The sequence below is a fragment of the Cellulophaga sp. 20_2_10 genome (assembly GCF_023476645.1).
In the GTDB taxonomy this organism is placed as follows: domain Bacteria; phylum Bacteroidota; class Bacteroidia; order Flavobacteriales; family Flavobacteriaceae; genus Cellulophaga.
The window spans coordinates 854,021-866,265 of sequence record NZ_JAMCOJ010000001.1 but is presented as its reverse complement, the minus strand read 5'-3'; the positions used below and the strand labels follow the sequence as shown (position 1 = coordinate 866,265).

The 12,245-nt window shown below is 31.9% G+C and carries 15 protein-coding genes; 4 read left to right on the top strand and 11 right to left on the bottom strand.

The genetic code is table 11. The annotated features are described in order from the left end of the window. Positions 1-8: 8 nt before the first annotated feature. The 5 genes from M4I21_RS03825 to M4I21_RS03805 form a co-directional block, all read right to left on the bottom strand. Entirely contained in the window at positions 9-1,055 is a 1,047-nt protein-coding gene (locus tag M4I21_RS03825; protein WP_249557738.1) for an aminotransferase class I/II-fold pyridoxal phosphate-dependent enzyme, read from the bottom strand. Continuing rightward, a complete protein-coding gene (locus M4I21_RS03820) occupies positions 1,055-2,065 on the bottom strand; it encodes a dipeptide epimerase (RefSeq protein ID WP_249557731.1) in 1,011 nt (336 codons plus the stop codon). Before M4I21_RS03820 ends, M4I21_RS03825 begins: the two co-directional genes overlap by 1 nt. Before the next feature lie 92 nt (positions 2,066-2,157). Beyond that, the gene (locus M4I21_RS03815) at positions 2,158-2,874 is read right to left on the bottom strand and encodes a head GIN domain-containing protein (RefSeq protein WP_249557730.1); all 717 of its coding nucleotides are present in this window, start codon (positions 2,872-2,874) and stop codon (positions 2,158-2,160) included. A gap of 101 nt (positions 2,875-2,975) precedes the next feature. Further along, entirely contained in the window at positions 2,976-4,709 is a 1,734-nt protein-coding gene (locus tag M4I21_RS03810; protein ID WP_249557728.1) for a PspC domain-containing protein, read from the bottom strand. Further along, complete coding sequence (locus M4I21_RS03805; RefSeq protein WP_249557727.1) at positions 4,702-5,046, bottom strand: PadR family transcriptional regulator; 345 nt, start codon at positions 5,044-5,046, stop codon at positions 4,702-4,704. The genes M4I21_RS03810 and M4I21_RS03805 overlap by 8 nt, the downstream gene beginning before the upstream one ends. A 240-nt stretch (positions 5,047-5,286) precedes the next feature. On the opposite strand from M4I21_RS03805, the gene M4I21_RS03800 reads away from it, so the two are divergent. Then, positions 5,287-5,742 carry a DUF4442 domain-containing protein gene (locus M4I21_RS03800; protein ID WP_249557726.1) on the top strand — a complete coding sequence of 152 codons (456 nt, stop codon included), beginning with the start codon at positions 5,287-5,289 and terminating at the stop codon, positions 5,740-5,742. Positions 5,743-5,901: 159 nt separating this feature from the next. Here M4I21_RS03800 and M4I21_RS03795 read toward each other — a convergent pair whose 3' ends face one another. Together M4I21_RS03795 and M4I21_RS03790 are read right to left on the bottom strand one after the other, a co-directional pair. After that, a complete protein-coding gene (locus M4I21_RS03795; protein ID WP_249557724.1) occupies positions 5,902-6,288 on the bottom strand; it encodes a hypothetical protein in 387 nt (128 codons plus the stop codon). A 33-nt stretch (positions 6,289-6,321) separates the two neighbouring features. Beyond that, entirely contained in the window at positions 6,322-7,467 is a 1,146-nt protein-coding gene (locus tag M4I21_RS03790; protein WP_249557723.1) for a D-alanyl-D-alanine carboxypeptidase, read from the bottom strand. Between the two features lie 255 nt (positions 7,468-7,722). Between M4I21_RS03790 and M4I21_RS03785 the strand changes: the two genes are divergently transcribed. After that, positions 7,723-7,920: a hypothetical protein gene (locus M4I21_RS03785; protein WP_072301815.1), complete on the top strand. Its 198-nt coding sequence runs from the start codon at positions 7,723-7,725 to the stop codon at positions 7,918-7,920. 76 nt (positions 7,921-7,996) lie between these two features. Continuing rightward, on the top strand, positions 7,997-8,404 hold the full coding sequence (locus tag M4I21_RS03780) for a lipocalin-like domain-containing protein (RefSeq protein WP_249557721.1): 408 nt from the start codon (positions 7,997-7,999) through the stop codon (positions 8,402-8,404). A 1-nt stretch (position 8,405) separates the two neighbouring features. Here M4I21_RS03780 and M4I21_RS03775 read toward each other — a convergent pair whose 3' ends face one another. Continuing rightward, positions 8,406-9,347 carry a LysR substrate-binding domain-containing protein gene (locus tag M4I21_RS03775; protein WP_249557719.1) on the bottom strand — a complete coding sequence of 314 codons (942 nt, stop codon included), beginning with the start codon at positions 9,345-9,347 and terminating at the stop codon, positions 8,406-8,408. Positions 9,348-9,451: 104 nt separating this feature from the next. Between M4I21_RS03775 and M4I21_RS03770 the strand changes: the two genes are divergently transcribed. Next, positions 9,452-9,925, top strand: coding sequence for a Dps family protein (locus M4I21_RS03770; RefSeq protein ID WP_249557717.1), 474 nt, complete (start codon positions 9,452-9,454; stop codon positions 9,923-9,925). Between the two features lie 79 nt (positions 9,926-10,004). Here the strand turns inward: M4I21_RS03770 and M4I21_RS03765 are convergent, their stop codons facing one another. The 3 genes from M4I21_RS03765 to M4I21_RS03755 form a co-directional block, all read right to left on the bottom strand. Next, a complete protein-coding gene (locus M4I21_RS03765; RefSeq protein WP_249557716.1) occupies positions 10,005-10,427 on the bottom strand; it encodes a DUF2141 domain-containing protein in 423 nt (140 codons plus the stop codon). A gap of 269 nt (positions 10,428-10,696) precedes the next feature. Then, on the bottom strand, positions 10,697-11,593 hold the full coding sequence (locus M4I21_RS03760; RefSeq protein ID WP_249557715.1) for a metallophosphoesterase: 897 nt from the start codon (positions 11,591-11,593) through the stop codon (positions 10,697-10,699). Between the two features lie 48 nt (positions 11,594-11,641). Further along, positions 11,642-12,244: an FMN-binding negative transcriptional regulator gene (locus tag M4I21_RS03755; protein ID WP_249557713.1), complete on the bottom strand. Its 603-nt coding sequence runs from the start codon at positions 12,242-12,244 to the stop codon at positions 11,642-11,644. Between the last annotated feature and the right edge of the window lies 1 nt (position 12,245).

Sequence of the window (12,245 nt, the reverse complement as noted above, 5' to 3'; positions counted from 1 at the left end):
ATTATATTTTAAGAGTTAAAAAGGGTATTAATAAGATGTACAATCTTAGTAATATCCTTTTTTTTATGATGTGCGCTTACTACAATACGACTCATTGTAGGTGAGTCTTTATCTGGATAATTAAAGCTTGTAACAATAATGTTGTGCTTTTCTAAGTATGTTGTAATGTTTTGGTTACTATAAGTAAAAGCAGCGTGTTCTGGCATATAGCTAAATTCATCTTTAGCTTGTAAACCTTCTGAAAATTGTAAAATATGTTGTCGTAATTTCTTTTGTCTTTTTATATAAATAGCATTAGCATCTACTAAAGTAGCTAAGTTTGCAGGTGTAGCCGGACTAGCGCCGCCAAAAAAGGCAGTGTTTTTTAATTGTTCTATTCTTTTTGTTTTTCCAAAAACAGCTCCTGCTTGTATTGCAAATCCTTTACCCAAAGAGGAGCATACTAACAATTCTTTAGGGTTTAACTTATGTAATTGGGCATAACAGCCAGTACCATTGTTTAAAGGCAAACCTAGTGCGTGAGAGTCATCTGCAACTAATATAATTTTATCTAAAGGCAGTTTTTTTAAACCATTGAAGCTAGGATAATTTAAGCCGTTAAAATCTATACTGTCTAACAATACTACAGGCGGTATATCAGTTTCTTTTAAATGATTTTCTATAGCATTTGTTAGCTCTTTATAGGTATCGTAATTTTTTGTTTTTTGTTGATGTAGTGCAATGTGCGAGTTGGGAGCATAAAATAGACTATGCCCTTCAGATTTAAGATAATCACAGACCAATTGTCCTGCTAAATAGCCAGAGGAAACAGTAACACAAGCTTCACTAGTTACAATTTTAGCTAGGTGTTTTTCGGCTTTATCATAAATAGATATTTTAATGTTAGATTTTCTTGAGGCTCCATAATTGGTGCCGTACTTTTTAATAGTATTTATATATACTTTTAAAAATTTTTTATGTTTTTGAAGGCCTAAATAGGCAGTGCCTCCAAAATATAATTTTTTGGAGCCATCTACCGTAATTTTTCTAGCAGGAAAAGAAGAAACGAACGTCATTATAGTAATGTAACGCCAGAACCTCCTTGACTTGGAAAAATAAGATTTCCGTTTGGTTCTATTTCTATTCCCTTTGCAATGTCTTTACTTAAAAGCATTGCTCCATCCATATCTACATAATCTAACAGAGGTGTTAATTGTGCTATAGCAGATATGCCAACAGAAGATTCGGTCATACAACCAACCATAACTTTTAACCCAAGTTCTTTTCCTTTTTTTATCATTCTAAGAGCAGGAGTTAAACCACCACATTTGGTTAGTTTAATGTTTATACCGTTAAAATGGTAACCACATTTTTCTACATCAGACTCAACAATACAGCTTTCGTCTGCAATAACAGGTAAAACACTAGCGTGCATTACTTTTTCCATTCCAGTCCAGTCATCTGCTTTTAATGGTTGTTCTAAAAACTCTACGCCCAATTTTTTAAGTTCAGGAGCGTAACTTATAGTTTCTTCTGCAGTCCAGGCGCAATTTGCATCAATCCTAAAAATAGCATCAGAATGTTTTCTAAGTTCTTTAACAATAGCAACATCTTGGTTTGTTCCTAGTTTTATTTTATAAATAGGCCAAGGTTGTTCTTTCATTTTAGCAACCATATTCTCTATAGAATCTATGCCTATCGTAAAATTTGTAATAGGGTAGGTGCTGTTATCTGTATTCCAGATTTTATACAAAGGTTTGTTTAAAATTTTACCATATAAATCGTGCGCAGCTAAATCTAGAGCGCAAATAGCAAAGTTGCTTAATTGTTGTTGTATTAAAAACTGATTAAAATCTTCTGGCGTAGTAAAATTATAATTCTCTATTGCTGTACGTATGTTTTCAATCTCCTTTTGCATACTCTCAAAAGTGATCTTATAATAAGGATTGGCAGTAGCTTCACCATAACCTGTTTTGTCGTTTAAACCAAGACTTACCACCATACTATCTTGGAAATTATGCGACTCTCTAGAGATGCTAAATGTATGTTTTAGGGGAAGTACATACTTTGTTAAGGTTAAATTCATATCAATATTTAAATTTATACTAATATAATAAGGTCAACCTTGTAAACAAAACAAGATTGACCTTAATAAAACGCTTTTAACATTTAGTTTTTTTATCTCTTTTTTACGCTTCCAGAAGAAGATTTATTCTTTTTAACCGATGCATTACCGCTGTACAATATATCTGCTCCACTGCTGGCATCTGCAATTAAAGAATCTGACACATCTACGCTAATATCTGCTCCGCTACTTGCATCTGCATCACAAGTTTTAGTTTTTAAATCGCGAGCATCAATATCAGCCCCACTACTAGCATTTGCAGTTAAGTTATTTGTTTTACCACTTAGTTTAATGTCTGCCCCACTGCTAGAGTCTGCGTTTATAGAATTTGCTACAAGGGCAACATCTATATCTGCACCACTACTTGCGTTTAAGTCAATTTCATCTGCTTCTATCTGTGATTCAGAATTTAAGTCGGCTCCACTAGAGCTATACAAAGCAGTAACAACTGGTAATGTAACATGTACATTTTTAGTGGCTCTACCAATGTTTTCAATAGCGTGTATTTTAAGTTTACCATCCTTAACGTCTGTACCAATTAGGTCTATAACATTTTCATCTGCTTCTACTCGTATACTAAATTCTTTTGCTTGAGTTACATAAACAGTAATGCCTTCTGATGCTGAAATGCGATCAAAACTGTTTGTAATTTCACGATTCTGCTCTGTTAACTCGCCATTTCCTTTTTTTCCGTCTCCAAAGTTAAAAGAGCAAGAGCTGAACAGTAAACTTACTACTAATGCGATTGTGATTTTAGATAGTGTTGTCATAATTGTTGTTTTTTGGTTGATGATGTAAAAGTCTATAAATGATAGTCTTATTTCTAAAAAGATAGACTCAATTGTTATTTTTTGATACTGAATTGTATGTTTTAATTTTTTGAAGCTTCAATACGTGCTCCATTTTCGTCAATTTTAATATTTAAAGAGCTCTCATTTCCATTAATTTTAATATTAACGCCTTCCTCGTCCACAGATAGTTTTGTCTCTTTATCAAATTCATCTGCTTCTTCTTCAATAATGTCTTCACTTGGACAATCTAAACAATCTAAAACTCCTTGCTTATTCATAACCCAAGTGTAATCTTTTACCTCAGATCTGTAAATTTCTTCTTTGTATGATGTATGCCAACCAATGTTGTGAGTATCAGCATCATAATCAAACTTAATAATTACACCTTTAGGAATGTAAAGGGTAATATTAACCTCTTGGTCTCTAATTTTACTTTTAGGGTCTAGCATTAAAAAGTTATCTAAAACTACTTTATTGTCTAATACTTGGTAGTTGTATTCTATAGTTTTAGCTCTTTCTCTAGCCTCATCAAAAGAACTACCTTGAGATACTTTTTGTATTTTAATTCGTGCTACGTTGTCATTAGACCTAACAATATCAAAGATAAAATCGTTATCTAGTAACAGTTTTTTTCCGTTTTCATCTATAGTAAATGTCATTCCATTAATTCTAAAATTTTCTGGTCTGTCATAATTTTTACTTGTTTTAGTAGCTATGTATAAAGTATCTAAGGGCTGTGTAAAATTAAGTTCCTCTGTTTTGTTTACACTTCCTTTGTACATATTAGCAGTCGCTTCTTTAATACCAACAATTGTTAAGCCTATAATAGCAGCCAACCAAACACCAAGTAGAGTTAATTTAGCAATTGTACCAATAGATTTTAAGTTAGATACAACAATTTTTAATCCTAAATAAAGTAGAAAGAAAAATGGTATTGCAATGGCAAAAAATGTTAGTAATGATATTAACCAAATTGGTGCGCTTGTACTATTAACGATGCTGTAAAGTGGTGTGTTGTTTATAACAAATGCATCTGTGAAACCAGCAGTAAATAAGCCTATAAAGGTACCTATTACTACAGCGCCACCAATTAAAATAAAAAATACACCTATAATTTTACCAATACTTTTAAAAATGAAATTGAAGATGGTTCCTATTGCATCAAAAAAAGTTTGAATACCTGTTTTTAGTTTTCCGCTAGCCTTATTGTAATCTGCGTTTTTAACCTTATCTGTAACAGTATTAAAACTCTCTTTTACAGTACGCTCTATGTTGCTAATGTTTATAGACTCTCCTCGCATATCTAGTTTTTGCGAGGTTGTTTTAGCTTCTGGTATTAAAAAAAGTAATAGAATATAAATTACTATAAATCCGCTAAAAGTAGCTAGTGTAAGTACAATCCATAATAAACGAACCCACCAAGGGTTAATGCCTAAATAATGCGCCATACCTGCAGAAATACCACCAATATATTTGTTGTCTGTATCTCTGTAAAGCTTTTTTGTTTTAGATTTTGATGCAGGTGCTTCTTCGTCCTCAAAAATCTCTTCGTCTACACGGTAATCTTCAGGTTGCCCCATAACAGCAATAACATCTTCTACATCTGTTTTGGTAATTACTTGTTGGTTGTTTTTAATTTTTTCCTGAAAAAGTTCTGCAATTCTAGCCTCAATATCAGAAATAATTTCGTCCGCACCCGTACCATTGTTTAAAGATTGCTTTATTGCTTTTAAATAGTTGTCTAATTTGCGAAATGCATCTTCGTCTATATGAAAGAATAAGTTAGCCAGGTTTATGTTTATCGTCTTATTCATTGTTCGTTTTTTTTGAGTTGGTAACTAGGTTTACTGCATTTCTTAGATCGTCCCAGGTAGAATTTAATTCGGTTAAAAAATCTTCTCCTGTTTTTGTAAGTGCGTAGTATTTTCTTGGTGGGCCAGATGTGGACTCTTCCCAACGGTAGGTTAGTAGCCCGGCATTTTTTAATCTTGTTAGTAATGGATAAATAGTGCCTTCTACAACTAGCATTTTGGCATCTTTTAATGTAGCAAGAATTTCAGAAGTATATTTGTCTTCTCCCTTAAGTATAGAGAGGATGCAATACTCTAAAACACCTTTGCGCATTTGTGCCTTTGTGTTTTCTATCTTCATAGTTTAGATATTCTTTTAATAACCCACCAGAAAAGGGTTAATTGATTTGATGAACAAACTCCGCTGAATTATTTTTTTATAGAATTGATTAAGTTCTATAATTCTAACTTGTTAGTTTCTTATACAAATATATGTCTTTAAAAAGGTATTATGCAAAACATAGTACTAAAAATTAACTTTAATTTAACATTTATAAATTCAACTATTTTCAATACTTTTATAAAAATTATAAATTATAGAATGGCAAAGAGCACATTAAAGTACAACGTATTTAATTTTTTTAAACTACCATCTGCTTGGTGGTGTGGCGTACGTTTACAGCACATAGATGAGAAAAAAGCAGTAGTTACAGTTAAGCACAGATGGTTTAATCAAAACCCATTTAACTCTATGTTTTGGGCAGTGCAAGGTATGGCTGCGGAATACGCAACAGGAATTATGGTTATTGACCAAATTGAGAAAAGTGGAAAAAAAATTTCTATGTTGGTAGCGAGTAACAACGCTACATTTACTAAAAAAGCTACGGGGAGAATTACGTTTACGTGTGAAGACGGACATTTAATTGAGGATGCAATTGCTAAAACAGTTGCAACTGGAGAAGGACAAATTTTTACAATGAAATCTATTGGTGTTAATAAAGACGGAGTAGTGGTTTCTACTTTTAATTTTGATTGGACAATACGTTTAAGAAAGTAAGAAGTACTAGGTAAAAGGAATTACGTAGAGCGTATTTACGTGTTTTTTTCTGTGCAAAAAGTAATTAATAGTAGGGTAGCAGTTGACTTGCAGGTAAGTTTAATAGGTTTTTAAATATTTGGTAGTGTAAAATTGAATAGGAATAGTTAGGGCTAAAAATCATAAAAGGTTTAACCAAATAAAGCATCCAATTGCAAAAAGGAAAGATCCAATTGTTAGTTTTTTGTTTATATTAGTTTTGCTTACTAAAGATAAAAAGAAACCTAAAATACAACCTGTAATTGCACCTGCTGCACCAAGCCATATGTACAACAATTCGGGCATATTGTGAGAATGAGGTTCTCCGTTTTGGTAAAACATAGTACATAGTATTATAGAAGCTAATAAGCAGCCCGCAATAGTATAAAGGATAAAACCTTTTAGTATTGATTTACTTGTAAATAGGAAGAGACTCTTATCTATTTTTAATTTATTGGGGTCGTTAGTTTTTATCAAGTATAGTACAGTAAGTATAAATACAATTGCGATTACCACTAGTTTCATCATCGTTAATAAGTCTTTAGTTTTATCAATATATAATTAATAGTTATCTCTAATTAGTTCTAAAACGGCTTCCATTTCTTTTTTTACATCAGAAGTTTTTGTCTTAAAATGATTGTTCATAAAACTAAAAATTAATGTTTTTCCAGACTTCGTAATTAAGTAGCCGCTTAAACTATAGTTGTTACCCAAACTACCAGATTTTGCATATATGTATGGTGTTGGGTTGCCTTTATACCAGTTTTTTAAGGTTCCAGAAATGCCGCCTACCGGAAATAATGATAACAACCTATCTCTTGGGACTTCTGTATACATTTTGTCTAGTACGTCTACAAAAGAGGCTGGTGTAAATAAGTTGTACCTAGAGAGTCCAGAACCATCTACCCAACGTGGTTGTTCTTCTAAATCGGCTAAATCAGTTTTTAAAATATAATTAATTGTTTTGTTCGTGTTAAGCGTATCAGACAAAGTGCTAGAAGCCATAATAAGCAACTGTTCTGCTAAAAAGTTATCACTTGTATACATCATTCTTTTTGCAATTGAATCTGTTGCTATACCATAAAGGATTGTTTTTTTTATAGAAGGAAAGCTCTTTGTTACGGTAACTTTATTACTTGTTTCTGCTTCTAATAGCTCCTTGGTTAGTTTAGAACTTGTTTTAAAAGGAACTTCTAGTGTGTCTCTTAAATTAGGACTTATATAAAAGATGTTTTTAACTAAGTCTCTTTTAAAACTATGTGGCCTTCTAGAAACACTGTCTTTAAAATAACTAGGGTATGTTTCAATTTCTCCTTTTTTATACGCAGTTACTACATTACCATAAAGAGGTAAACCACCGCGTTCGGGAGAAAAATAGGTGTCAAAATCTTCCCAAGCCCAGCCACCACCAAACTTGTCAGACGTAAAGTTGTTTAGATATAACATTATATTTTTTTGCTTTTTTAAAAACTCAATAGCAGTATCGTCTTTAAAATACGGATGTACTATTGTTGGGTTTCCCGTTCCTTGGATATAGGTTGTATTGCCTTTTACAGCATATTTTAATAACGGACTATATTCCGGTAATAGTTTTAAAGTGGTATAAAGTGTAAATATTTTAGTGTTGCTGGCAGGTGTAAAATATTTGGTGCTGTTTTTTTCAAAAAGAGTTTTTTTGCTAGCTGGGTCATATACTTTTAAGCCCACAAAATGATTCTTAAACAAAGAAGTTTCTAGTTTATTAGTCGCAACTTTAGTTATTTTAGATTTACTAGTTGCGCAACTTGCCAAAAAAGAAAAAATAAAAATTTTTAGAGTAAGTCGGTAAGTATTGTAAAATATGGCTTTGTAGGACTTTACGTAAGTTTTTTTGAAAATCATTGAATATTTAACATTTTGTATAGACTATTGTAATACCTTTTATCGTTAAATTTATGGAATAATAAATTAATAATTAGAAAAATGGCAAGAGCAATGTTTGACTATACTAAGACTATTTTACAAAAAGTAAGTTTTGATTCTAAGTTGTTTTGCAAAGAACTAGAAAAATCAATTTCAAGGCTATTACCTTACGAGATTGAAGAATTAAAACTCTGGTTAAATTCTTTTACTACAGATAAGCCGGAATTAAGGCAGTGTATGATATATATAAAGAACTAAAAACAAGCCACCGATAAGGTGGCTTTTTTTATAAGCAACCTTTTGTTGTTGTTAACATCTTATCTAAAAATAATGTATGAGATATGTAGTGTGTTTGTTGTTTTTAGGGGTAGTTGCTTGTGGTTTAAATAAGGATGATGATAACGATATTCCTTTAACACAAGGAAAACTTGTAGGTGCTTGGCAACTAGACGCTACTAAAATTAGTCCAGGAACAGTAGTAAAAGAATGGACAGCTGTTAAAGACGGAGATATAATTAAGTTTAATGCAGATTATACTTTTACGCATACCAATAGTTACAACTGTAATAATACACCAATTACGGGGTCTTATACTTTTAAAGAGGATATAATTTCTTTTAAAGGCAAATGTAATGACGAGGATTACTCCCCGTCTTACTATGTTACTTTTAAAGACGATAAAATTATCTTAGGTTTTATTGGTTGTATAGAAGAGTGTTCTTATAGATACGCTCGCAAATAACTTATTTTTTAGTAATAGGACTAATAATTTTTACATCTTGAAAAGCAATTGCACCACGTACAACACTTGTAATTACTTCGTGTAGCGCATTTGTTATTTGTATTTTTAGCTCTTTTTTATGGTAAATAAGACTTACTTCTCTTGCAGGAGATGGAGTTTCAAAATGTTTTAAATTTTGTCTTTTCTTATCATCTAAATCCAATGTGTTTAAATAGGGCAACAATGTCATTCCTAACCCTTCATTAGATAGATTTATCAAAGTTTCAAAACTACCACTTTGCAATCTAAAATGATCTACAACAGAGTTTTTAGGCGATTTACATAAGTTAATAACACCATCTCTAAAGCAATGTCCGTCTTGTAATAGCAAAACATCATCAATCTCTAAATCTTCTGGAGTTAATTTTTCAATATTGGCCAACCTATGTTGTTGTGGTATATAACCAACAAATGGCTCGTAATACAAAGGTCTTTCTTTTATAAATTCAATCTCTAAAGGAGTTGCGGCAATAGCAGCATCTATTTGTCCGTCTTGTAAATTTCTAATAAGCGTATCTGTGCTTTGTTCTTTAATGACCAAATTCACTTTTGGAAATTTAGAAATAAAAGCCTTTAAAAACATAGGTAAGAGCGTAGGCATTATGGTAGGTATAATTCCTAAAACATACTCACCACCAATAAATCCTTTTTCTTGATCTACAATATCTTTAATACGATCAGCTTCGTTTACAATGTTTTTAGCTTGTTCTACTATTTTTTGTCCGACTTCCGTAATAGAAATTGGTTTTTTACTTCTGTCAAAAATCTGAATATCTAACTCGTCCTCTAACTTTTGTACTTGCATACTTAAAGTTGGCTGCGTAACAAAGCTTTTTTCCGCTGCTAGTGTAAAGTTTTGGTATTTGGCAACCGCTAATACATATTGTAATTGAGTTATTGTCATTCTTGATAGGTTAAAACTATAAAATTATAAAAATAAATGATTTAAATCACCTCAAAAATACTAAATAGAAGCTAACTTTGTAGTAACAAAAAAAGATATATATTATGAAATTAAACAGTATAGGATTAGAGGTAGAAAAAGCTACAGAACTAAACAGTAAATTAAATATATTATTATCTAGTTTTCAGGTGTATTACCAAAATTTAAGAGGTGTTCATTGGAACATTAGAGGAAAACGTTTTTTTGATTTACATATTAAGTTTGAAGAGTTATACACAGATGCAAATTTAAAAGTAGATATGATTGCAGAACGTATACTTACATTAGGAGGTAAACCTTTGCATACTTTTGAAGATTATATGGCAATATCTAAATTACCAGTAGGTAAAAACATATCTGTAGATGTAGAAGCTATAAAATTAATTGTAAATTCTTTAAAAGAATTATTAGTTATAGAACGCGATTTACTAGAAGTTTCTGGAGATGCTAATGATGAAGGTACAAACTCTTTAATGAGTGACTTTATAGCTGAACAAGAAAAAACTATTTGGATGATGAATGCTTGGTTAGAGGAATAGATTTCTGTAATTAAGTTGACAAAAAAGGGAGATAAAGCAAATGCTTTACCTCCCTTTTTTTATGTTGACTAGTTGTTTTTTAAAAGCGGATAGCAAACTCTAAATCTTTGTCTGTAACTATAAATTTAGCATCGTTAAAGCTCGGTGGTCCATAAGGAGTTGAAGATCCAGATATACCATAATCCTCTGTTGGCATTCCGTTTGCTTCCCTGTCCATTTGTTTGTTATTATTTTTGTCATGCATTGCTAAAATTGCATATTCTCCAGGTTGTACATCTTTAAACACTAGCGTTATTTTTCCGTCTTTAATAGTACTTTGTAGATTTTGTAAACCTTGACCTTTCATAAAAGTTTCTACGCTGTGTAAGCCAGCTAAAACAGTACCATTATCGTTAACTACATTGTCTATAGTTATAGTAATGTTATACGTAGTTTCTTCGTTTTGAGCTGTTGCTACAATACTCATTAAAAATAATCCTAAAAGTAATCCTAAAGTTCTCATAATATTTTTTTTAAGTTGATTATGATACAAAGATGAAGCGCTAGGTCTGTATTTTAAAATACAATAGACTCAACTGTAGATTTTTAAGACTGAGTTGTAGAATATGGATTTGTGTTGATGAAATATAGAAAATTGAGAAGAGAGAATAGAGAATAGAGAATAGAAAATAAACTTTAACGTATAATGTCTTAAGTAGAAAGTATAAAGAGTATTGTGTAATGCAATGAAATAAAAAACAGGTGTTGTGGGGTAGAAAATAAAACCTATTTCTAATCTAAAAAAGTACGGTTATAGCTAAACGGATTACTTTTGTTTGGGTCTACTGTAACTTCTACAGCTCTATGTCCGCCTTCTATTTGTACGCGAGTTATATTTTTTTCTGGCCAAGGTTTATTTGTAAACCAAATATGTCCGTCTCCTTGTACATAAAGTACGGGTTTCTTAAAAGCAGCTGCACTGGATCTAAAAACGGTAGTAAATGTATTAAACTTGGTAGCGTCTCCTTCCGTAATATTTGCGTGTCCAAATACAACTGCGGCATTTACATTGTTTTTTTCTGCCTGCAGGTGTTGTTGTACCCAATTTGCATTATCTGTTAATCTTGTTTCCCATTCTGTTGTATTGTGTACTGTGCTGCCAACTATGTTTATGCCTATAAATAAAACCTTGTTCTGTACCCAACTAAAATTTTCTGGTCGTTCTGCTTGGTAGCTAACTTTAGGTGCAAAGGTCCAGTTTGTATTAAATTTTAAAAAATGAGTGTTCCAATACGCTAAACCTTGTTCCGGATCTATGCAATCGTTAAACTCGTTATCTCCAAGAACTACAAAGGTTGGTGTGTTAAACTGTTTTAAAATGTTGCTTACATCTTTGTAAACGGCCTCTTCACAAGCGCCGGCTCCAGGTTTTATATCACCTAAATGAATTGCAAAGTCCGACTTGGCTTTTGTGTTATGAGCAGCAATAACCTTAATAATAGAATCTCTTTGTTCAGTATTATAAGGGACATCGCCAATAGCTGTAAAAACAACATTTGGTATTGTAGGTGTTGGTAATTCTTCTTCTTTACTATCGCTAGAACAAGATGTAATTTGAAAAAGGGAAGTGATGCCTACAAAAATAAGTATCGTTTTAGAGCGTAAAGATTTTAGGTTGATTGTTGGCATATTTAAAAATACAAAATTATTAGGTATCTACTTTGTTTTAGTAGATCCCTATTTTTGCTTTTTCATTTGCTCAGCAATTTCCTTACTGCCTACATCTCTTTTTTCTAACTCTTCAATTATTTTGGGTTTGTCTTCTTGTCTTGTTTGAGACAGTTTGTAGGTGGCTTGTATGTCTGTTATCTCAATCTCAAAAGCAACAATACCATTTACTTGCGCTAAGGTGCCTTTAGATAAATTATCTAAATGTATAGGGCACTCAGAAGCTTTCTCATATTTATTAACTAACGTATGTAAACCTTCCATAGCAGTAGCATTATTTACAATAGACACTTTGCCGTATACGTGTACAGCAATATAGTTCCAGGTTGGTACTTCTTCATCTTTGTACCAAGAAGAAGAGACGTAGCCGTGTGGTCCGTTAAAAATACAAAGCACTTCTGGAGTTTCCTTAAAATTGTGCCACTGCGGGTTTGCTTTTGCAATATGGCCTACAAGTATGTCTTTTCCGTCTTTACGAGCTAGTTCCAAAGGTATGTGCGTAGCCCAAGGTTTGCCGTTAGTTTGATTTACCAAAATACCAAAACTGTTTTTGGTTATAAAATTTTTTACTTCTTCTACATTTTTATTTTGATAAGCTGGCGGAATATACATT